Origin of the sequence: Streptomyces sp. NBC_01317, assembly GCF_035961655.1 — a bacterium.
In the GTDB taxonomy this organism is placed as follows: domain Bacteria; phylum Actinomycetota; class Actinomycetes; order Streptomycetales; family Streptomycetaceae; genus Streptomyces.
On the sequence record NZ_CP108393.1, the window covers coordinates 6,685,870 to 6,706,200 of the forward strand.

Genomic DNA, 20,331 nt, shown 5'->3' on the forward strand with positions numbered 1-20,331 from the left:
GGGGAGTGTGTTCACCGGTCGAGGTAGGCGCGCCAGCCGCCGTACCGGGTGATGTCCTCGGTGCCTTCGCCGCCTTCGCCGCCTTCGCCGCCTTCGCTGTTTCCGAGTGCGGAAGGTTCGCAGAGGAAGCCGGGCACGGTGGTGGTGTCGGACAGTTCGACGCGGCCCAGGGTCATCGGGCGGGGGAGTGCGGCCGTCAGGGCGCCGAGGCCTTCGGGCGGCAGCTGCCAGATCTCGACCTCGATCGAGTGGCCCTCCCGGGAGCCGGTGTGGACCAGGCCCGGCTTGGGCGGGTCGGTGCGCAGGGCGTGCAGGCGGTAGGACGGGGCCGTGGTGGTGGTACGGATCAAGCGGGCGCCCAGGGCCAGGAGTTGGGGGTTGAGGGGCTGGCCCGTCAGGTGGGCGCCCACCACCGCCACCTGCGTGGGCGGGGTGAGCAGGGCCGCGACGGTGGCCAGGTTCTCGTCCGTGCCCGCCGGGCCCACGAGCATCACGCCGAACGGGCGGCCGTCCACCTCGTCGGCCGGGACCGCCACGGCGGCCAGGTCGAAGAGGTTGGTGGAGTTGGTGAACCGGCCGAGGCGGGCGTTGGCGCCCAGCGGGTCGGCCGCCACCTCGGCGAGCGTGGGGTGGCCGGGGGTGGTGGGCAGCAGGAGCGCGTCGGCGTCGCCGAGGGCGGTCAGCGCGGTCGCCCGCAGCGCGGCGAGGGCGGCCTGGTCCGCGTACAGCTGGTGCGCGGGGATGTCGCGGGCCCGGCGGACGATCGCGGCGACGGTCGGGTCGAGGTCGGGGGAGCCCTTGTCGACAAACGCGCCGACGGCGGTGTACCGCTCGGCGACAAAGGCCCCTTCGTAGAGCATCGCGGCGGCCGCGGTGAAGGCCGTCAGGTCGACGGTCGTCAACCGGGCCCCGGCGGCGGCGAGCCGGGCCGCCGCCGCTTCGTACGCCCGCGCCCAGCCGTCGTCCAGCTCGCCGAGCTGCGCGAGCGGCGGTACGGCGACCCGCCAGGGTCCCGGGGTACGGGGCGGGGTGGCGCGGGCGCCGTCCGGCTCGGACATCAGGGCGAGGGCGAGCCGCGCCTCGGGGAGCGTACGGGCGAACACGCCGACGCAGTCGAGGCTCGCGCAGGCCGGGACCACCCCTTCGGCGGAGACCAGGCCCCGGGTGGGCTTGAGGCCGACGATGCCGTTGAAGGCGGCGGGGACCCGGTTCGATCCCGCTGTGTCCGTGCCGAGCGCGAGATCCACGAGGCCGAGGGCGACGGCGACGGCTGATCCCGAGCTGGACCCGCCGGAGACGCGCAGGGGGTCGCGGGCGTTGCGCACCGCGCCGTACGGCGAGCGGGTGCCGACCAGGCCGGTGGCGAACTGGTCCAGGTTGGTGGTGCCGAGGACGAGGGCGCCCGCGTCCTTGAGGCGGGCCACGACCGGGGCGTCCCGGTCGGGGAGGTAGGCGTAGGAGGGGCAGCCGGCGGTGGTGGGGAGGCCGGCGACGTCGATGTTGCCCTTGACCGCGAGGAGTTGGCCCGCGAGGGGGAGCGGGTCGCCGGCGCCGCGCCGGGCGTCGAGGGCATGGGCCTCGGCCTCCACGTCGGCCTGCGGGCGGAGCGAGATCCAGATCTCGGGGCGGTCGACGTGGGCGATCCGGGTGTAGGCGGCGCGGACACGGCCGAGCGCGGAGGGAGTTGAGGGGACTGAGGGCGCTGAGGGGGTTGAGGGGGCTGAGGGGAAGGTCATCACGAGTTCCTCGGGTCGGGGACGGGCGGCGACAGCACCAGCAGCGGCGTGCCCGCCTCCACCTGGGCTCCGGGGGCGGTCAGGATGTGGGTGACCACCCCGTCGACCGGCGCGTTGACCCGTGACTCCATCTTCATCGCCTCCAGCGCCAGCAGCGGCTGGCCCGCTCTCACCCGGTCGCCGGGCGAGACGTTCAACTGCCAGACCGACGCGGCGAACTCGGCCTCCAGCAGATGGGATCCCGGGGGGACGGTGAAGTCCGTACGGGGGAGTGGCGGCGCGGCCACCGACTCCGCGCGGGCGAACTCGCCCGAGACCTCCCAGGCGTCGCGCTCCGCGCGGAACGCGGTCGCCTGGCGGGTCCGGAAGGCCGCGATCGAGTCGGCGTTCTCCGCCAGGAAGCGTTCGTGGTCGGCGAGGGCGAACGTGCCCTCCTCGATGCGGGGGACGAACCGGCCCGCCGCCATGTCGGCACGCAGCGCCAGCAGTTCGTCCGCCTCGACCGGGTACCACGTGATCCGGTCGAAGAAGCGCAGCAGCCACGGCTTGCCCTCCTCGAACGCGCCGCGCTGCTGACGGCCCGACCACACCTGGGTCGTACGGCCGACGAACTGGTAGCCGCCCGGCCCCTCCATGCCGTACACGCAGAGGTAGGCGCCGCCGATGCCGACGGAGTTCTCGGCCGTCCAGGTGCGCGCGGGGTTGTACTTGGTGGTGACCAGGCGGTGGCGGGGATCCAGGGGGGTGGCCACCGGGGCGCCCAGGTAGACGTCCCCCAGGCCCAGGACGAGGTACTCGGCGCCGAACACCGTGCGGTACACGTCGTCGGGCGAGTCGAGGCCGTTGATCCGGCGGATGAACTCGATGTTCCACGGGCACCAGGGCGCGTCGTCCCGTACCCCCGTCATGTAGCGCTCGATGGCCTCGCGGGTCGCCGGGTCGTCCCAGGACAGCGGGAGGTGGACGGTGCGCGACGGGACCACCAGGGCGTCCGTGGGCGGGAGTTCGGCCTCGATCCGGGCGAGGGCGGGGAGGAGGGTGTCCTGGGGCAGGACGTCCGGATCGAGTTGGATCTGGAGCGAGCGGATGCCGGGCGTGAGGTCCGTGATTCCCGGCAGCGCCTCCGCCCGTACCGCCTCCGCCAGCGCGTGCACCCGCATCCTCAGGGCGAGGTCGAGTTGCATCTCGCCGTACTCGACGAGGACGTTGTCGTCGCCGCTGCGGCGGTACGTGACCGAGGGGCCGCGTCCCAGGATGCCGCCGTCGACCACGGCGGGGCGGTCGGCGGCCGGAGGGGTGGCGGGCGCGCGGCGCAGGACCGCCGCCGCGCGGGCCGTCACGGGGACGAAGCGGACCGTGTCGCCGGGGCGCAGCTGGCCGAGCTTCCAGCGCTGGCCCACCACCACGGTCGCCGGGCAGACGAAGCCGCCGAGCGAGGGTCCGTCGGGGCCGAGGAGCACCGGCATGTCCCCGGTGTAGTCGACCGCTCCGACGGAGTAGGGGGTGTCGTGGATGTTGGAGGGGTGAAGTCCCGCCTCTCCACCGTCCGTTCGAGCCCAGCGGGGCTTGGGGCCGACCAACCGGACACCGGTGCGGGCGGAGTTGAAGTGGACCTTCCACTCGGCGTCGTAGAACGTCCGCATGTCGTCCTCGGTGAAGAACTCCGGGGCCGCGTGGGGGCCTTCGACCACGCCGATCCGCCAGGCGGTGGGGATGTCGGGCCGTTCGGTACGGGGGACAGGGGCGCCGGGGGCCGTATCTCCGGTGTGCGTGGGGTGCAGGACGTCGCCCGTGCGCAGGGCCCGCCCGCCGTGGCCGCCGAGTCCGCCGAGGGTGAAGGTGGCGGCGCTGCCGAGGAAGGCCGGGACGTCCAGGCCGCCGCCCGCGACGAGGACGTACGTACGCAAACCCCGTTCGGTGGGTGCGCCGACGGCCAGTGAGCCGCCGGCGGGGACCGTGAACGGCTCCCACAGCGGGGCGGGTTCGCCGTCGACGGTGACAGGGGCGGGCGCGCCCGTCACACAGACGGTGGTGGTGTGGGTGAAGCGCAGGGTCGGGCCCTGGAGGGTGCACTCCAGGCCCGGAGCGCCCTCCTCGTTGCCGAGGGCGCGGTTGCCCAGCCGGAACGACAGGCTGTCCATCGGCCCCGAGGGCGGCACGCCGACCTGCCAGTAGCCGGTGCGGCCCGGCCAGTCCTGCACGGTGGTCAGGGTCCCGCCGGAGGTCACCTCGATGCGCGGGGTCGGGTCGGTGATCGTGGCCAGGGTCGCCGTGGAGTGGGTGGCGGCGCGCACGGCCGGGTCGGCCAGGGCCGCCCGTACCAGCCCGAGGTTGGTCTCGATGCCGTCGATCCGGGTCGCGGCCAGGGCCCTGTCCAGGGCGGCCAGGGCCTCGGTCCGGTCGGCGCCGTGCGCGACGACCTTGGCGAGCAGCGGGTCGTACGCCGTGGTCACCTCCGTCCCCGTCTCGATCCAGGAGTCGACGCGGACGTCCGCCGGGAAGGAGACGCGGGTGAGCAGTCCGGCGCCGGGGCGGTGGTCGCGGGAGGGGTCCTCCGCGTAGAGGCGGGCCTCGACGGCGTGGCCGTGCGGCGCGTCCGGTTCCCGTACGACCGACGTCTCGCCCTGCGCGAGGCGCAGCATCCACTCGACGAGGTCGATGCCGTGGACGGCCTCGGTGACGGGGTGTTCGACCTGGAGGCGGGTGTTGACCTCCAGGAAGTACGCCTCGGCGCGGGCGGCGTCGTAGACGAACTCGACCGTCCCCGCCGAGCGGTAGCCGATGGAGGCGCACAAGTCCCGCGCCGATGTGGCGAGTCGCTCGCGGACGGCGGGCGGGAGGTCCGGCGCGGGGGCTTCTTCGAGGACTTTCTGGTTGCGGCGCTGGAGGGAGCAGTCGCGGTCGCCGAGGCTGACGACCTGTCCCAGGCCGTCGCCGAAGACCTGTACTTCGACGTGTCGGGCGTCCTCCACCAGCCGTTCCAGGAAGAGTCCGGCGGAGGAGAAGGACGCCGACGCCACCCGTCGTACCCCCTCCCAGGCATCCGTGAGTCCGGCCGGGTCGCGGACCGCGCGCATCCCGATCCCGCCGCCCCCGCCGGTGGCCTTGAGCATCACGGGGTAGCCGATCGACTCGGCCGCGGCCAGTGCCGTTCCGAGGTCGGGCAGCAGGTCCGTACCGGGGGCGAGCGGTACGCCGGCCGTCCGGGCGGCGGCGCGTGCGGTGTGTTTGGCGCCGAACAGCTCCAGTTGCTCCGGGGTCGGTCCGACGAAGACGATGCCGGCGTCCTCGCAGCGCCGGGCGAATCCGGCGTCCTCGGAGAGGAACCCGTAGCCGGGGTGGATGGCGCCCGCTCCGGTGTCCTTCGCGGCCCGCAGGATCAACTCCCCATGGAGATAGGACTCCTTGGGCGCGGCGGGACCGATCCGTACGGCGTGGTCCGCGAGCCGGACGTGGGGTGCGGGGCGGTCGGGGTCGGAGAAGACCGCGACGGTACGGAGGCCGAGGCGGCGGGCCGTGCGGATGATCCGTACGGCGATCTCGCCCCGGTTGGCGACGAGGAGGGTGTCGAAGGCGGGGGTGAGGGTGGTGGTCATGAGATGGCCGCCGTGATCGTCATCTCCACCGGCGTCGGGTCGAAGCCGTTGCACGGGTTGTTGATCTGGGGGCAGTTGGAGACGAGGACCAGGACGTCGGTCTCGGCGCGGAGGGTGACGCGCAGGCCGGGCGCCGACAGGCCGTCCACGATGCCGAGCGTGCCGTCCTTCTCCACCGGCACGTTCATGTACCAGTTGATGTTGGAGACCAGGTCGCGCTTGCCGAGGCCGTAACGGGCCCCCTCGGAGAGGAAGTTGTCCACGCAGGCGTGCTGTGACCACGTGTGGTGGCCGTAGCGCAGGGTGTTGGACTCCTTCGAGCAGGCGCCGCCGAGGGTGTCGTGGCGGCCGCAGGTGTCCTCGGTGACCGTCATCAGCGGGGTGTGTTCGTTGGACAGCAGCACACTTCCCGTGGTGAGGAAGATGGTGCCCTGCGCGTGGAGGGTGTCGGGGGCGCTGTAGCGGACGGCGGTGTCGTGGGCGTCGTACACCAGGAAGTCGACGGCCTGGTTGCCGCCCAGGTCGGTGAGGGTGAGGTGGTCGCCCCGGCGGACGACGGCGGACCAGGCGGCGCGGGCCGGGACGACGACGGAGCGCGTCGCGGGTGTCACGTCGGCGCTCATCGGATCCCCCTGGAGGCCAGCGCCTCTTCGGTGTTGAGGAACGCGCGACGCCCCTCGGGGGTCGCCTCCCGGATCGGGTCGCCGGGCGGTGTCGGACCGGCGGCCCAGGCCAGCACCTCCAGCGGGGTGCTGGTGTACGCGGGGCGCGGGTCGAGCGGGTGCGGCACGTTCGCGATCAGTACGGTCAGGTCCTGCTCGGCGCGCAGGGTGACCGATCCGCCGGGCCCGTACGAACCGGTGAAGGCGAGCGTGCCGTCCTCCCGTACCTCCACGCCCTGGAAGAAGGAGACCGACGGCGGCAGGTCGCGGGGTTCGAGACCGTGCTTGAGGGCGGCCAGTTTGAGGAGTTCACGGCCGGCGGGGGTGGCGGAGTGCGGGGCGCCGTCCCCGTACCGCTCGGTGTTCCGCCGCAGGGTCGAGGTGCCGCAGAGGGCGTCGTGCCTGCCGCCGGTCGTGTCGGTGACGAGCGAGGCGAGGACGCGGCCCTGGTCGGAGAGGAGCAGCCGGCCCGCGCCCAGGTAGGCGTTCCACTGGACCTTGACGGTGTCCGCCGTGTTGAGCCGCTCCCAGGGGCGGCCGTCCACATGGAGCAGGAGGTGCGCGCAGGCGTCGCCGCACAGGTCCGTGAGCCGGATCTCGGTGCCGCGCGCCACGGCCCGGTGGGTGTAGCCGCCGCCGGCGACGGTCTCCGCCCACACCAGGTGGCCCGCCTCGCAGGGGGGCGCGGGCCAGTCGGTGGCGGGCACCACCGGCATGGCGTCGGTCCTGGTCCCGGCCTGGGCGCGGGCGTGGTCCCTGGCGCCGTACGTCGTGGATGTCGCCTTCGCTGCCGCTTTCGCCATGGCGTGACCTCCGGTTTCTGTCGTCCGACAGAAATTAGAGGGGTGGGGGGATTCGGAGCGATTGCCCGTCTGTTGCACGGGAGTTACGGGACGCTCACCGTGAGCGGCCAAGATCCGCGGAAACACCTGTGTGCGACGATCGGTGCCATGGGCACGACGGGACGACGGGTCGGAAGGCCGCGCGCCGCGCAGCGGCCGGACAGCGGGCTGGCGGTGCGGGACGAGCTGCTCGGGGCGGCGGCCGAGCTGTTCACGACGCTCGGGTACGCGGCGACCACGACGCGGACGGTCGCCGAGCGCGCGGGCCTGCGGCAGGCCACGATGTACCACTACTTCGACGGCAAGGAGGACCTCCTGGCCGAGCTGCTGGAGTCGACCGTGACGCCCTCGCTGGCGCTCGCGCGCGGGCTGCTCGCCGAGGAGGGGCGGTCGCCGGAGACCAGGCTGTGGGACCTGTGCCGCTCGGACGTGGAGCTGCTGTGCGGCGGCCCGCACAACCTGGGCGGCCTGTACCTGCTGCCGGAGGTGAGGGCGGAGCGCTTCGCCGGCTTCCACCGGGTACGGGCCGACCTCAAGGACGCGTACGGCCAGCTGCTCGCCGCGACGGGCCCCGGATCCCTCCTGGACAAGGGCGAGTTGGCGGTCCGCACGGACCTGGTGTTCGGCCTGATCGAGGGTGTGATCCTGGTCCACCGCTCGGACCCCGACCGCCCGGTGGAAGCATTCGCGGCGGCGACGGCGGACGCGGCGCTGCGGATCGTGGGGGTGACGGCGGAGGGGGCGTGAGGGGGCGGGCGCGGGCGCTCCGGCGGTGCGCGCGGTGCTCGGTCGAGGCCGGCTCGCGCTCCAGCCCCCGGCTCGCGCCCCGGCCCCCGGCCTGCGCCCCGTCCCCGGCACGGGCGTCGGCCCCCGGCCTGCCCCGGCACCTGCCCCCGGCCCGGCACGGGCCACGGCCCCGCCTTCGGCCCGGCTCGGCCCCTCGCCCGGCCCCGGCTCGGGCCTGGCCCGGGGGCCCGCTCCGGCCCCGCTCCGGCCCGGCCCCGCTCCGGCCCGGCCCCGCTCGGAGCCGGCTCAGGTCCGACCCAGGTCCGGGGCAGGTCCGACCTTGGCTCAGAGGTGGGGCCGCGCCGGGCCCCGTACCAGTGCCTTCGCCAGTGTCACCAGATCCGCCGCGTCCAGCACCCGGTTCCCGAAGCCGGGGAGGGGGACGTGCAGCGGTTCGGTCCAGCGGGGCGGGATCGCCGACAGGCCGTGGATCGCGCCCGCCAGGGTTCCGGTCACCGCAGCCACCGTGTCCGTGTCTCCGCCCAGGTCGATCGCGGCGGCCACGGCCGTCTCGTACGAATCCGTCGTGCGCAGCGCCCAGAGCGCGGAGCCCAGGCACGGCCAGACGGCGCCGTTGAACTCCGTGGCCAGGCCGGGGTGCCAGTCGGGAGCCAGGGCGGTGGCCCAGCGCGGGCGGTGGTCCTCGGTCACCTGGGCGAGGGTGGCCGGGACGGCGGCCACCGGATCGCCGCCGTCCAGCGCGACCCGTACCAGTTCGTGCAGGACGGCCGTACCTTCCCAGGCGGCCCCGTCGCCGTGGGTGAGCGCGGCGATCCGCCGGGCGGCGGCCATCGTGGCCTCCTGGCCGGCTCCGGCGAAGTGAACGGCGGAGGTGGCGGCTCGCATCAGTGAACCGTTGCCCGCCGCCCGGCCGGTCCGCTGGAAGTGGAGGGGCGCGGCCAGATCCCAGGGGTCGCCGGACGTCAGTACGTCCTCGGTCTGGAGGCCGATGTCCTTCGGGTCGGCGGCCGCCCAGCGCCGGAACCGGTCGAAGATGTCGGCCAGGTCCGGACCGCCGCGCTCCAGCAGCGACTCGCCGACGAGCACCGCCATCTGCGTGTCGTCGGTGGCCTCGCCCGGGTCCCACCCGCCGCCTCCGCACATCGCGCCCACCCCGTCGGGAAACCGTGCCGAGTAGACCCCGGCGGGCCCGAACTCGAAGGGCGCACCGAGCGCGTCCCCGACGGCGGAACCGACAACGGCCCCCGCCGCGCGGTCCGTTCGGGTGGGGTGGTCCTGTGGTGTCATCCGGGTGGCCGACTCTGTCATCGGGCCAGCGTAGGCAGTTTTGAGCCGCGCCGTGCTCGTACCGCCAGCCAGAGCGCGCCCGCGCCGATCGTGGCGGCGAGGAACAGGACCGTGAACCACTGGAAGTACCAGTGGCCGCCCGCCGGGTCGTAGACCGGGCCCCGGGGCCACGCCAGGTTGATCGTCATCGCCGCGCCGTACAGCACCGCGAGGATGTTCACCGGGACGCCCCAACGGCCCAGGGAGAACAGGGGTTTGCCCGTCTCGTCGAGGCCGGGGGCGGGCGGTGTGTACGTGCCGCGCAGGCGGCGCAGCAGCATCGGGCCCGTGACCATGACGTACGCGAGGTAGAGCATCGCGATGCACGTCGTGCCGATGGCCAGAAACGCCTCCGGCGACGCCAGGTTGAGCAGGCACAGCGCCGCTGCCGCCGCGCCCACCACCAGGGCCGGGCCGGTCGGCATGCCCGTGCGGGGCGAGACCTTCGACAGTGGACCCGAGGCGGGCAGGACGCCGTCGCGGGCCATGGAGAACAGCATCCGCGAGCCCGACGTCTGGATCGCGAGCGTCGCGACCGCGATCGCGACCACCACATCGGCGAGCAGGGCCCGGCCGACCCCGTCGCCCAGCGTGCTCGTCAGGACGTACGAGAGACCCTCCGTGCCGAGCCGGCCGTCGGTCAGGCTGGGCGCGGCCAACAGCCCGCCCAGCAGCAGCAGTCCGCCCAGGACCCCCGCCGAGGCGAGGGCGAGCAGGATCGTGCGCGGGGCCGTACGGCGTGGCGCGCGCGTCTCCTCGCTCAGCTCGCCCGCGCTGTCGAAGCCGATCAGGACGTACGCCGCCGTGAACGACCCCACCAGCAGCGCGCCGATCGCACCGCCCTGCCCGCCGGTGTGCAGGGTGACGCCGGGACCCCGGTCCGCGTGGGTGAACAGGAGCACCACGATCAGTACGGCCCCGATGATCTCGGCGGTCACCCCGATACGGTTGACGGCCGACATCACCCGGTTGTCCAGCAGATTCACCGCCGTCGTCAGGACCAGCAGCACCACCGCCAGCAGCGCCGCGTTCGCCGCGCCGCTCGCCGACGCCGGCGACGGATCGCTGCCGACCAGCTGGAACCCCGACCAGATCGCGGGCAGCACCACCTGGAGCGCGAGCGCCGCGGCCGCTACCACCACCATCTGGCCGATCACCATGATCCAGCCCGCGAACCAGCCGAACACCGGCGTACCGAGCCGGGTCGACCACTGGTAGATGGCCCCCGACAGCGGGTAACGCGCGGCGAGTTCGCCGAAACAGGCCGCCACCAGCAACTGGCCCACGAGCACCACCGGCCAGGTCCAGAAGAAGGCCGCCCCGCCGAACGAGAAGCCGAACGCGAAGAACTGGAACACCGTGGTGAGGACCGAGATGAACGAGAATCCGGCGGCGAACGAGGCGTACCGCCCCATGCTGCGGTGCAGCTCCTGCCGATAGCCGAAACCGGCCAGCTCGACCGAGTCGAGCCGGCCGGTCCCGGCCGGGTCAGGCTGTACGTCCGTGGGTGCGGTGGCGGTCATGGCGGCCCCTGTCGCTGATTCCTGTCGATTGACAGAAATTAGGGAGGGGCTGTTTCACCGGCGTCACGCGACCGTGTCCGCCCGGGGCACATCTCCTCACGGGGGGCTGCCCGCCGACCGCGTGGCCGTACCGCTCACATCTTCGGCATCAGCACCGTGTCGATGATGTAGACCGTGGCGTTGGAGGTCGGCACGTTCCCGCAGACCACACTCGCCGAGTCGTTGACCTTGTACGACTCGCCCGAACCCGCCGTCGCGAGGGTCGACTTCTCCAGCGTCGGGTACGTACCGCTCGCCAGCTGCGCGGGCGCCAGCTTCTCGCCCACGACGTGGTACGTGAGGATCTTGGTCAGTGTGGCCTTGTCGGCCAGGACCTTGTCCAGGTCGGCCTTGGGGATCTTGGCGAAGGCCTCGTTGGTCGGCGCGAACACGGTGATGTTCTGGGCGTTGTTGAGCGTGTCGACCAGACCGGCCTTCTTCACCGCGGTGACCAGGGTGGAGAGGTCGGGGTTGTTGGACGCGGCGGTCGCGACCGGCGCCGTCGACATGCCGTCGAAGCTGCCCGCGCCGGTCGCGGGGACCGACGCGCAGCCGGGACCGAACGGCTTGTCCGTCATGCCCGCCGCGTCGTCCGTCGCGCTCTGCGACTCCTCGGGCGCGGCGGCGGCCGAGTCCTTCGCCTTGGCGTTGTCACTGCTGTCGTCGCTCGAACAGGCGCTCAGGGCGAGGGGCAGGACAAAAACGCCGACGGCGGCGAGGGCGGCACGCTGAATACGGGTGGCGGTCATGGAATGTCTCCTTGTTGATTTTCTCAAGTGGGTCGAGAGGTGGTGAGTGAGCTGGTCTGTGGGGGGTGGGGCGCGTCAGGTCACCGCGACCACCACCGAGTGCCTGCCGGTCGCGCCGTTCGGTACGGTCCCGGCGCGCCGGTCCGTCTGCGTGGAGCCGTCCCGGTCGGTCGCGCGGACTTCGAGGGTGTGGCTGCCGGACGTGGCCGGCCACTCCCACATCCACTGCCGCCAGGTGTCCCGGCCGCTCTCCTCCGCCAGCCGGGCCGTCTGCCAGGCGCCGCCGTCCACCCGGACCTCGACGCGGGCGATGCCCCGGTGCTGCGCCCACGCCACCCCGGCGACCGGCACCCGGCCCGCCTTGGGGCTCGCGAACGGCCTCGGGGTGTCGATCCGCGACTGGGTCTTGATGGGGGCCTCGCGGGACCAGGTCCGCTTCACCCAGTACGCGTCGTAGGCGTCGAACGTGGTGAGTTCCAGGTCCTGGATCCATTTGCAGGCCGAGACATAGCCGTACAGTCCCGGCACCAGCATCCGGACGGGGAAGCCGTGGGCGAAGGGGAGCGGCTCGCCGTTCATGCCCAGCGCGAGCATCGCGTCGCGGCCGTCCATGACGGTCTCGACCGGTGATCCGATGGTCATGCCGTCCACCGAGCGGGCCACGAGCTGGTCGGCGGGGCCGCCGTCGGACGGCGGCCGGACGCCGGCCTCGCGCAGCAGGTCCGCGAGCCGGACGCCGATCCAGCGGGCGTTGCCGACGTACGGGCCGCCGACCTCGTTGGACACGCAGGTCAGGGTGATGTCCCGTTCGATCAGCTCCCTGCGCAGCAGATCGTCGAAGCCGACCGTCAGGGGGCGGGTGACGCCGGTGCCGTGGATCCGCAGGCGCCAGGCCGAGGCGTCGACGCGCGGGACCACGAGGGCGGTGTCCACCCGGTAGAAGTCCTTGTTCGGCGTCGTGAACGAGCTCAGGCCCGGGATACGGAGATCCGCCCCGGCCGGCACCGGACGGGCCGGTGACGCGGGCCGGGGGAGCACGATGTCCTCGCGGGTGGCGGCGGCCTTCGCCAGCTCCGACGTGTTGAGACGGCGGCCGGCCCCGCCCGCGACGGCCGAGGCGGCGACGGCGGCGCTCGCGGCGATCACGAAGCCGCGCCGGTCGAAGGCGCCGGGGGCCGGCTCGGGCGGGACGGGCATGGCTCCGGGGGGCGTCCCTGGCGGGACCGCCGTGGCTCCGGGGGAGGGCTCGGCCAGGACGGCCGTGGCTCCGCCGGAGGGCTCGGACGCGGCGGCCGTGGCTCCGGCGGCCCGCCCGGGTCCGGGCCCGCCGTCGGGCCCGGACCCCTCGGCCGGTTCGCCGTCCCCCGGTGCCGCCGTTGCCCCCGGCGCCGGTCGCGGGGCCAGCGTGCCGGCCAGCAGGTACAGGACCCCGGCCGCCACCACCGCCCCCACGACCGATGGCCAGGCGTCCGGCAGATGCCCGTCAGGACGCTCCACCGCCGCCCAGGCCCCGACCGCGCCGAACACCAGCACCAGCGCCGAACCGGCCACCCGGCGGCCCGCCGCGAACACCCCGGCCGCCAGGGCGAACAGCCCCAGCACGGCGAGGATGCCGAGCTGGAGCACGAGCTTGTCGTCGGTCCCGAAGTTCCGTACCGCGAACTCCTTGAGCCACGGCGGGGTGCGGTCGATGAAGGCCCCGCCGACCGCCGTGACCGGGCTCGCCTCGGGGCGAACCGCCACCGAGACCAGCTCCGCCACACACAGCGCGGCGAGCCCCGCGACCAGCCCGCTCGACGCGGCCGCCGCGTACCGCAGCAGACGCGCCGGCCGGCCGGGGCGACCGCCCCGGCCGAAGAGGACTTTCCGATCTTTGCTCACGGCGGCTATTCGGCACGGGAAGCAAGGCGGATTGGTCCGTCACTCCAAAGAATTAAAAGTCGGGGAGACGGCAAGAAAGATCCCGTCCCCCACCAATCCCCGGCACCACCTGCCTCGAATGCTCAGTGAGGGGCTGTGCCCGAGCACCCCGGACGACCCCCGAGGCAAGGAGCGACATGAGCGGTGACCAGCGCCGGCGTACGGCGGTGATCGGCGGCGGGATCGCGGGGCTGACGGCCGCGTACGTCCTGCGGCGCGCGCACGACGTGGTGGTGTACGAGGCGGACGACCGGCTCGGCGGCCACGCCCACACCCACGACGTCCCGTCCGCCGACGGCCGCCTGCACCACGTCGACTCCGGCTTCATCGTGCACAACGAGCGGACCTACCCGTACCTCCTGCGGCTCTTCGTCGAACTGGGCGTCGCCACACAGGAGTCGGAGATGAGCATGTCCGTACGGTGCGACGGGTGCGGGCTCGAATACGCGGGCGCCCGCGGCCCCGCCGGGGTGTTCGCCCAGCCGCGCAACGCCCTCAGCCCCCGCTATGTGCGCCTGCTCACCGAGGTCCCGGTCTTCCACCGGCGGGCCCGCCGGCTGCTCGACGCGCCGGACGGCACCGAAGCCACCCCGACCCTGGGGGAGTTCCTCGCCGAGGGACGCTTCTCGCCGTACTTCGTCTCGCACTTCATGACCCCGCTCGTCTCCTGCGTCTGGTCCTGCGACGCGGAGACGGCGATGCGCTACCCCGCCCGCTACCTGTTCCGCTTCCTGGCGCACCACGGTCTGCTGTCGGTCGGCGGCTCGCCCAAGTGGCGGACCGTGACGGGCGGTTCGCGGGCGTACGTGGACCGGCTGGCCAAGCAGCTCGCCGCCGCCCGCACCACCACTCCGGTACGGGCCGTGCGGCGCCTCGCGGACGGGGTCGAGATCACCGCCGAGGACGGGGACGTACAGCGGTACGACTCCGTCGTCGTCGCCGTCCACCCCGACCAGGCACTGCGGCTGCTGGCCGACGCCACCGAGGACGAGCGGCAGGTCCTCGGCGCGTTCCGGTACTCCCGCAACCCCACCCAACTGCACACCGACACCAGTGTGCTGCCGCGTGCCCGGGGCGCCCGCGCCTCCTGGAACTACCTGATGCCGTCCTGCGACACGGACTCCGGAGCCGTACGGGTCAGCTACGACATGAGCCGACTCCAGCGCCTCGACGCGCCCGAGACGTACGTCGTCACCCTGAACGGCGCCGACCACGTGGACCAGGAACGGGTGATCGCCCGCATGGTGTACGAACACCCCGTCTACACACCGGAGTCGGTGACCGCGCAGGGCAGGCTGCCCGCGCTGAGCGGCCCGGTCACCGCCTTCGCCGGGGCTTACCACGGCTGGGGGTTCCACGAGGACGGCTGCCGCTCCGGGGTCCTGGCCGCCGCCGCGCTGGGGGTGGCGTGGTGAGCGCGGCTCCGGCGCCCGGCGGCAGCGCGCCCGTTGTCCCGCCCGTCGCCCCGCCCGCGCTCTACGCCTGCCGGATCAGCCATGTACGGACCGCGCCCCGCCGCTACGCGCTGCGCCACCGGACGTACATGTGGCTGATCGACCCGGACCACCCGCCGCGCCTGCCACGGGTGTTGCGCCCGCTCGCCCGCTTCGACAGCCGCGACCACTTCGGCGGCAGCGGCCCGACGATCCGCGCCGGCCTGGAGGCGTTCCTCGCCGCCCAGGGGGTCGAACTGGCCGGCGGGCGCGTGACGATGCTCGCCCACGCCCGGGTCCTCGGGTACGTCTTCAACCCGCTGAGCCTCTACTGGTGCCACGGCCCCGGCGGCGAGCTGCGGTGTGTGGTGGCCGAGGTGCACAACACGTACGGCGAACGCCACTGCTACCTCCTGCGTCCTGATGCCGACGGGCGCGCCGAGGTCGCCAAGGAGCTGTACGTCTCGCCGTTCTTCCCGGTCGACGGCGGCTACTCCATGCGGCTGCCGGAGCCGGACGACCGGCTCAGCCTGACGGTCCATCTGAACCGCTCCGGCGGACGGCCGTTCACCGCGACCGTGCACGGCGAGCGCCGCCCGGCCACCGTCCCGGCCCTGCTGCGCCTCGCGGTGCGCCACCCGTGGTCCACCGCCGTCGTCTCCGCCGCGATCCGTCTGCACGGCATCCGGCTCTACCTGCGCGGGCTGCCCGTGCGTCCCCGTCCCCATCACCGTGCCCAGGAGGGCGTGAAGTGAGTCTGTCCTCAATGACCTCGTCATCTTCGTCAGCGTCGTCTTCGTCTTCGCCGTCGGCCACCGCCGCGCCGGACCGGGCGGCACACGCCGTCGACGCGCACCGCTGGCCCGACGTGGCCCGTGCGCCGCGTTCGTCACGGATCCGTACCGCCGTCGCGGAACGGATCCTGCGCCGCACCCTCGGCCAACTGCCCCTGCGCGTACGGCTCGGCGCCACGGAGACGCTCGGTCTTGGCGGCCCGCTGGTGGAGGTACGGGATCCGGCGGCGTTCTTCCGCCGGATCGGCGCCCACGGGCTGATCGGCTTCGGCGAGTCGTACATGGCGGGGGAGTGGGAGGCACCGGACCTGGTCGGGGCGCTCACCGTACTGGCGGAGCGTGCCGCGTACTTGATCCCCGCGCCGCTCCAACGGCTGCGCTCCGTATGGGCGTCGAAGCAGCCGGACGCCCAGCGCAACACCCCCGAGGGCTCGCGCGACAACATCAGCCGCCACTACGACCTGTCGAACGACCTCTTCACGCTGTTCCTGGACGAGACCCTGTCGTATTCCTCCGCCCTGTTCCGCAGCTTCCCCGCCGACCGGTCCCTGCTGGCCGCCGCGCAGCGCCGCAAGATCGACCGGCTGCTGGACCGGGCCGGCGTCGGGCTGGGCACGCAGCTGCTGGAGATCGGCACCGGCTGGGGCGAGTTGGCGATCCGGGCGGCCGAGCGCGGCGCCCGTGTGATCACCGTGACCCTCTCGGAGGAGCAGCGGGACCTGGCCCAGGCGCGGATCAGGGCGGCGGGGTACGAGGAGAACGTCACCGTCCTCCTGCGTGACTACCGGCGGGTGATGGGCACGTTCGACGCCGTGGTCAGCGTGGAGATGATCGAGGCGGTCGGCGCCGAATTCTGGCCCGAGTACTTCCGGACGCTGGACCGGCTTCTGGCGCCCGGCGGGCGGATCGCCCTCCAGGCGATCACCATGCCGCACGACCGCATGCTCGCGACCCGGGACACCTTCACCTGGATCCAGAAGTACATCTTCCCCGGCGGTTTCCTGCCGTCGGTCGAGGCGGTCGAGGGGATCACCGCGGAACACACCACTCTCCGGGTGACCGACCGGGACGGCTTTGGACCGCACTACGAGCAGACGCTCCGGCTCTGGCGCGAACGCTTCACCGAACAGGCCGCGCAGGTCGAGGCGTTGGGCTTCGACGAGACGTTCCGGCGCATGTGGACGTTCTACCTGGCCTACTGTGAGGCGGGCTTCCGGTCCGGCTACCTGGATGTGCAGCAGATGGTGCTGACGAGGCCCGGGGAGGGGGACACCCGATGAACGACGGCTACCCGTGGGCGGAGTTCGGCCAGGGCATCGGGTACGCGGCGGCGGCCGCCCTCGCCGTCATGCTGCTGACCTTCGCGGTCGCCGTGGTCAAGGGCTTGCACCGGATCGTCGACGTCGCCTGGGGCCTCGCCTTCGCCGCCGTCGCGGTCGTCTCGTACGCCGCGTCGGCGGGGGAGGGGGACGACGCGCGGCGGCTGGCGGTGACCGTGCTGACCGTGGTCTGGGGGCTGCGGCTGGCGGCCCACATCGCGGCGCGCGGCCGGGGCCACGGGGAGGACGAGCGGTACGAGAAGATGCTGGCCAAGGCCCCCGGCCACCGGAACCTCTACGCCCTGCGCATGGTCTACCTCCTCCAGGGCGCCCTCGTCGTGCTGGTCTCGCTGCCGGTGCAGGCCGCGCAGTACGTCCGGGGCCCGGTCGGCCCGGTCGCGTACGCGGGAGCCGTCCTCTGGCTGACCGGCCTGTTGTTCGAGGCGGTGGGGGACCACCAGCTGGCCCGCTTCAAGTCCGACCCCGCCCACCGGGGCCGCCTCATGGACCGCGGCCTGTGGAGCTGGACCCGCCACCCCAACTACTTCGGCGACTTCTGCGTCTGGTGGGGCCTGTTCCTCTTCGTCTGCGACAACCCGGCGGTGGCCGCGGCGACGGCGGTCGGCCCCCTGGTGATGAGCTACCTGCTGATCAACGGCAGCGGAAAACGCCTCCTGGAACGCCACATGGCGGACCGCCCGGGCTACGCCGAATACCGCGCCAGAACAAGCGGCTTCTTCCCCCGCCCACCCCGCGGGGGCGCGGAGCGGGGCTGACGTGGTGGGCGGGGCGTCCGGCGCGGCCTCTCGGCCCCGCCGGGCGCCCCCGCGCCTCCGCCCGCTACCCCCGTGCGCGGGCGAAGCGGTCGCGGCCCTCGGCGAGGTCCACGATCGGGGCCGGGTAGGCGAGTTGGGCGCGGTCCGGGGGTGGGAGGAGCCAGGGGCGGTGTACCGCGCTGCCCGGCAGGTCCGCCAACTCCGGGACCCAGCGGCGGACATAGTCGCCCTTCGGGTCGAACCGGAGTGCCTGCGTCACGGGGTTGAGGACCCGGCCCGGTCTGGTGTCCGTTCCCGTGCCCGCCGCCCACTGCCAGTTGAGCTGGTTGTTCGCCACGTCCCCGTCCACCAGCAGGTCCAGGAAGTGCCGGGCGCCCACGCGCCAGTCCACGTACAGGGTCTTGGTCAGGAAGCTCGCCACCAGCAGGCGCCCCCGGTTGTGCATCCAGCCCTCGTGCGTCAGCTGGCGCATCGCCGCGTCCACGACCGGGTATCCCGTACGGCCCTCCCGCCAGGCGGCGATCTCCTGCCGGTCCGAGCGCCAGCGGTCGCCGCGCGGGCGGTAGTCCGACCACGACACCTCGGGGCGGGCCGCGAGCACCTGGTGGTGGAAGTCCCGCCAGGCCAGCTGCCGTACGAACGCCTCGGCGCCCGCGCCCCGCTTCTCCCGCGCCCGGTGGACGGCCTCGACCGGGGAGAGGCAGCCGAAGTGCAGGTAGGGCGAGAGCCGGGACGTGGCGTCGCCCGGCAGGTCGTCGTGGCGGTCCTCGTACGACTCGATGCCGTCGGCCAGCCACGCCGTGAGCCGCTTGCGTGCCACGGTCTCGCCGCCCTCGGGGAGACCGGGGGAGATCTGGCCGGCGTCCGCGCGTTCCGGCAGCGGATCGCTCGCGACGTCCGGGACCCGTACGGTCCGGGGCGCGGCGAGCACCTCGCGCAGCCGCGTCTCCGACCAGCGGCGGAAGTACGGGGTGAAGACGGCGAAGGCGTCGCCGCCCGCCGGGGTGATCTGGCCGGGCGGCAGGGCCGTGACAACGGCGTCCTGCACGTCCAGCGCGCAGCCGATGCCCCGCAGCGCCGTACGCAACCGCTCCTCGCGGGCGGTCGCGTACCGGCTCACCCCCGCCGCGACATGGACCCGCCGGGCGCCGGACTCCCGGACCACCCGGCAGACCTGGTCGACGGCGTCCCCCGTACGGACGACCAGCCGGCCGCCGCGTTGACGCAGGCCGGCGTCCAGCGAGCCCAGGCAGTCGGCGAGGAAGGCCAGCCGGTTGGGCGCGTCGAAGCCCGCCGCCCGTACCCCCTCGTCCCGTACGAACAGGGGCACCACCTGGTCCGCGCCGCGCAGGGCGGCGCGGAGCACCGGCTGGTCGTGCACTCGCAGGTCGGAGGTGAAGAGCACCACCGCAACACTCATGGACGTGCGTCCTTACGCGCTCGGGAAGGCCATCACGGCCAGGGGGTCGGTGGTGGGTGCCACCGATCCGCCGGCCGGTTCCACCGTGATCCCCATCCCGGAGGCCGAGCCGACGGACCCGGCCATCAGTACCGCATCGGAGCCCGCCGACGGGTGCAACAGGCCCGCGGCGCGCATCTTTCCGCCGTCGTCGTACCAGAGCTGGTAGACCTTCCCGGCGGGCGTCCTCGGCAGCCCCGACGCGATGAACGCGGCCCGGTCCCGGTCCCGGGAGACCACGACGGTGCCGGTCGCGCCGTCCGCCAGCTTTCCCGTGCTGATCTTGGCGTCCGGCGCGGCGAGCACGGCGGCCAGCGCCTCGGACCGCTGCTGGCCCCGGTCGTCGGCCGCTTCGGCCCGCTGCCGGGCGTCCCGCACCTCCTGGTGCTGCCACACCGCGATCCCGCCGAACCCGACGGCGGCGGCCAGGCACGCGGCCAGGACGAAGCGGGACAGCGCGCGCCCGCGGGCCGCGCCGCCGCCCCCGCCGCCCCGGGTGTGGGGGGCGAGCTTGGGCGGGTCCTGGCGTTCGGTGGCGATCCGGCGCAGCACCTGCTCCTTGAGCGCCGGGGGCGGGACCACCGTCACGGCCCTGCCCAACCGGGCGGCCGTGGCGGCCAGTTCACGTACCTCCTGGGCACACGCCGGGCAGACCTCCAGATGCCGTTCGAACGCGGCCTCCTCGTCGCCCGCCAGCGCGTGCAGCGCGTAGGCGCCGGTCAGCGTGTGCAGATCCGCGGTGGTCATGCGCTCACCCCCAAGCAGTCGCGCAGACGGATCAGTCCGTCGCGCAGCCGGGTCTTGACCGTGCCCAGCGGTACGGACAGCAGTTCGGCCACCTCGCGGTAGGCGAGCCCCTGGTAGTACGCCAGCGTCACGGACTGGCGCTGGAGTTCGGTGAGGGTACGCAGGCAGCGGCGTACCTGTTCCCGTTCGAGACCGGCCTCGACCTGCTCGACGACCTCGTCGTAGGCGGGGGTCCTGTCCAGCAGCGCGGCCCGGTGCTCGCGGTCGCTGGACGCCTGGGCGGAGCGCACCCGGTCCACCGCCCTGCGGTGGGCGAGGGTCAGGACCCAGGTCATGGCGGAGCCCCGGGCGGGGCGGAAGCGCGGGGCGGTACGCCAGACCTCCAGGAGCACTTCCTGCGCGACCTCCTCGGACTGGGCCGGATCGCGCAGGACCGAGCGCACGAGGCCGAGGACGGGTCCGCAGACCTGGTCGTACACGCGGGAGAACGCCTCCTGGTCGCCCCGGGCGACCTGCCCCAGCAACTCCTGAAGGTCGGGACCCGCCGAAGCGGGTCCGCCGATGTGTACTGCTTCCTTCACGCGGCGTCCTCCACGATGCGTCCGGGCCGGGGTTCGACGAGGGTTCGGAGCGGTGGCCCCGGCGGATTGGTCCGGGGGCCAC

General features: G+C 73.6%; 16 protein-coding genes. 5 read left to right on the top strand and 11 right to left on the bottom strand.

Features of this window, described 5'->3' with window-relative positions; all coding sequences use genetic code 11:
• Window positions 1–11: 11 nt before the first annotated feature.
• Genes atzF through OG349_RS29140 form a run of 4 tightly spaced genes read right to left on the bottom strand, consistent with a single transcriptional unit; the run spans window position 12 to window position 6,797 of the window.
• Window positions 12–1,736, bottom strand: a complete 1,725-nt coding sequence (gene atzF, locus OG349_RS29125) for an allophanate hydrolase (protein WP_327237412.1) — start codon at window positions 1,734–1,736, stop codon at window positions 12–14.
• On the bottom strand, window positions 1,736–5,332 hold the full coding sequence (gene uca / locus OG349_RS29130; RefSeq protein WP_327237413.1) for an urea carboxylase: 3,597 nt from the start codon (window positions 5,330–5,332) through the stop codon (window positions 1,736–1,738). Before uca ends, atzF begins: the two co-directional genes overlap by 1 nt.
• Window positions 5,329–5,955, bottom strand: coding sequence for an urea amidolyase associated protein UAAP2 (locus OG349_RS29135; protein ID WP_327237414.1), 627 nt, complete (start codon window positions 5,953–5,955; stop codon window positions 5,329–5,331). The genes uca and OG349_RS29135 overlap by 4 nt, the downstream gene beginning before the upstream one ends.
• Window positions 5,952–6,797, bottom strand: a complete 846-nt coding sequence (locus tag OG349_RS29140; RefSeq protein ID WP_327237415.1) for an urea amidolyase associated protein UAAP1 — start codon at window positions 6,795–6,797, stop codon at window positions 5,952–5,954. Before OG349_RS29140 ends, OG349_RS29135 begins: the two co-directional genes overlap by 4 nt.
• A gap of 147 nt (window positions 6,798–6,944) precedes the next feature.
• Here OG349_RS29140 and OG349_RS29145 point away from each other — a divergent pair, with 147 nt between their 5' ends.
• A complete protein-coding gene (locus OG349_RS29145) occupies window positions 6,945–7,583 on the top strand; it encodes a TetR/AcrR family transcriptional regulator (RefSeq protein WP_327237416.1) in 639 nt (212 codons plus the stop codon).
• 324 nt (window positions 7,584–7,907) lie between these two features.
• Here OG349_RS29145 and OG349_RS29150 read toward each other — a convergent pair whose 3' ends face one another.
• The 4 genes from OG349_RS29150 to OG349_RS29165 form a co-directional block, all read right to left on the bottom strand.
• Window positions 7,908–8,891 (bottom strand): ADP-ribosylglycohydrolase family protein, encoded by a 984-nt coding sequence (locus OG349_RS29150; RefSeq protein ID WP_442806332.1) that lies wholly within the window; start codon window positions 8,889–8,891, stop codon window positions 7,908–7,910.
• The gene (locus tag OG349_RS29155; protein ID WP_327237417.1) at window positions 8,888–10,432 is read right to left on the bottom strand and encodes an amino acid permease; all 1,545 of its coding nucleotides are present in this window, start codon (window positions 10,430–10,432) and stop codon (window positions 8,888–8,890) included. Before OG349_RS29155 ends, OG349_RS29150 begins: the two co-directional genes overlap by 4 nt.
• Window positions 10,433–10,566: 134 nt before the next feature.
• Complete coding sequence (locus OG349_RS29160) at window positions 10,567–11,220, bottom strand: fasciclin domain-containing protein (RefSeq protein ID WP_327237418.1); 654 nt, start codon at window positions 11,218–11,220, stop codon at window positions 10,567–10,569.
• Window positions 11,221–11,295: 75 nt separating this feature from the next.
• The gene (locus tag OG349_RS29165; protein WP_442806431.1) at window positions 11,296–13,038 is read right to left on the bottom strand and encodes a molybdopterin-dependent oxidoreductase; all 1,743 of its coding nucleotides are present in this window, start codon (window positions 13,036–13,038) and stop codon (window positions 11,296–11,298) included.
• A 239-nt stretch (window positions 13,039–13,277) separates the two neighbouring features.
• Between OG349_RS29165 and OG349_RS29170 the strand changes: the two genes are divergently transcribed.
• The 4 genes from OG349_RS29170 to OG349_RS29185 are packed head-to-tail and all read left to right on the top strand — an operon-like array spanning window position 13,278 to window position 17,462.
• Entirely contained in the window at window positions 13,278–14,555 is a 1,278-nt protein-coding gene (locus tag OG349_RS29170) for an NAD(P)/FAD-dependent oxidoreductase (RefSeq protein WP_327237420.1), read from the top strand.
• Entirely contained in the window at window positions 14,552–15,328 is a 777-nt protein-coding gene (locus tag OG349_RS29175) for a DUF1365 domain-containing protein (RefSeq protein ID WP_327237421.1), read from the top strand. The genes OG349_RS29170 and OG349_RS29175 overlap by 4 nt, the downstream gene beginning before the upstream one ends.
• An 11-nt stretch (window positions 15,329–15,339) precedes the next feature.
• Window positions 15,340–16,647: a cyclopropane-fatty-acyl-phospholipid synthase family protein gene (locus OG349_RS29180; protein ID WP_327237422.1), complete on the top strand. Its 1,308-nt coding sequence runs from the start codon at window positions 15,340–15,342 to the stop codon at window positions 16,645–16,647.
• Entirely contained in the window at window positions 16,644–17,462 is an 819-nt protein-coding gene (locus OG349_RS29185; protein ID WP_327237423.1) for a DUF1295 domain-containing protein, read from the top strand. The genes OG349_RS29180 and OG349_RS29185 overlap by 4 nt, the downstream gene beginning before the upstream one ends.
• Before the next feature lie 64 nt (window positions 17,463–17,526).
• On the opposite strand, the gene OG349_RS29190 is transcribed toward OG349_RS29185, so the two are convergent.
• Genes OG349_RS29190 through OG349_RS29200 form a run of 3 tightly spaced genes read right to left on the bottom strand, consistent with a single transcriptional unit; the run spans window position 17,527 to window position 20,249 of the window.
• Window positions 17,527–18,882: a cryptochrome/photolyase family protein gene (locus OG349_RS29190; protein WP_327237424.1), complete on the bottom strand. Its 1,356-nt coding sequence runs from the start codon at window positions 18,880–18,882 to the stop codon at window positions 17,527–17,529.
• Between the two features lie 12 nt (window positions 18,883–18,894).
• Window positions 18,895–19,668 carry an anti-sigma factor gene (locus OG349_RS29195; protein WP_327237425.1) on the bottom strand — a complete coding sequence of 258 codons (774 nt, stop codon included), beginning with the start codon at window positions 19,666–19,668 and terminating at the stop codon, window positions 18,895–18,897.
• Complete coding sequence (locus tag OG349_RS29200; protein ID WP_327237426.1) at window positions 19,665–20,249, bottom strand: sigma-70 family RNA polymerase sigma factor; 585 nt, start codon at window positions 20,247–20,249, stop codon at window positions 19,665–19,667. Before OG349_RS29200 ends, OG349_RS29195 begins: the two co-directional genes overlap by 4 nt.
• Between the last annotated feature and the right edge of the window lie 82 nt (window positions 20,250–20,331).

Coding starts and splice junctions, on each gene's coding strand:
- OG349_RS29160 (WP_327237418.1), bottom strand. CDS start 11,220: ATGACCGCCACCCGTATTCAGCGTGCCGCCCTCGCCGCCGTCGGCGTT.
- OG349_RS29195 (WP_327237425.1), bottom strand. CDS start 19,668: ATGACCACCGCGGATCTGCACACGCTGACCGGCGCCTACGCGCTGCAC.
- OG349_RS29140 (WP_327237415.1), bottom strand. CDS start 6,797: ATGGCGAAAGCGGCAGCGAAGGCGACATCCACGACGTACGGCGCCAGG.
- OG349_RS29185 (WP_327237423.1), top strand. CDS start 16,644: ATGAACGACGGCTACCCGTGGGCGGAGTTCGGCCAGGGCATCGGGTAC.
- uca (WP_327237413.1), bottom strand. CDS start 5,332: ATGACCACCACCCTCACCCCCGCCTTCGACACCCTCCTCGTCGCCAAC.
- OG349_RS29150 (WP_442806332.1), bottom strand. CDS start 8,891: ATGACAGAGTCGGCCACCCGGATGACACCACAGGACCACCCCACCCGA.
- OG349_RS29180 (WP_327237422.1), top strand. CDS start 15,340: ATGACCTCGTCATCTTCGTCAGCGTCGTCTTCGTCTTCGCCGTCGGCC.
- OG349_RS29170 (WP_327237420.1), top strand. CDS start 13,278: ATGAGCGGTGACCAGCGCCGGCGTACGGCGGTGATCGGCGGCGGGATC.
- OG349_RS29190 (WP_327237424.1), bottom strand. CDS start 18,882: ATGAGTGTTGCGGTGGTGCTCTTCACCTCCGACCTGCGAGTGCACGAC.
- atzF (WP_327237412.1), bottom strand. CDS start 1,736: ATGACCTTCCCCTCAGCCCCCTCAACCCCCTCAGCGCCCTCAGTCCCC.
- OG349_RS29155 (WP_327237417.1), bottom strand. CDS start 10,432: ATGACCGCCACCGCACCCACGGACGTACAGCCTGACCCGGCCGGGACC.
- OG349_RS29145 (WP_327237416.1), top strand. CDS start 6,945: ATGGGCACGACGGGACGACGGGTCGGAAGGCCGCGCGCCGCGCAGCGG.
- OG349_RS29135 (WP_327237414.1), bottom strand. CDS start 5,955: ATGAGCGCCGACGTGACACCCGCGACGCGCTCCGTCGTCGTCCCGGCC.